1 protein-coding gene is annotated in these 259 nt (G+C 38.2%); it reads left to right on the plus strand.

All coding sequences use genetic code 11. From position 1 onward, the window contains the following. Nucleotides 1-259: DUF898 family protein (locus AAEY62_RS23215; RefSeq protein WP_350636797.1), on the plus strand; the 259-nt coding region annotated here is incomplete at both ends.

A 259-nucleotide genomic window follows, 5' to 3' on the forward strand; every position in this document is an offset into this window, starting at 1 on the left:
TTCTAAAAGGCCGCATTTTAGCGGTAATCGTGTTTTTAATTTACACCATACTAAGCAGCCTCGCACCGGCGATAGGCCTTTTATTTGCTATTGGTTTTTTATTTTTGTTGCCATGGATCATTAACCAAGGTTTGCGCTTTAACATGCGTATGACCCGCCATCGTAATGTACGCTTTGCTTTTTCAGGTAATTACGGCGATGCATTTATTAACTTTGTTTTATTGCCTATTGCAAGTGTATTCACATTACACCTATTACT

Origin of the sequence: Pseudoalteromonas sp. GW168-MNA-CIBAN-0100 (assembly GCF_040309225.1) — a bacterium.
GTDB lineage: Bacteria > Pseudomonadota > Gammaproteobacteria > Enterobacterales > Alteromonadaceae > Pseudoalteromonas > Pseudoalteromonas arctica.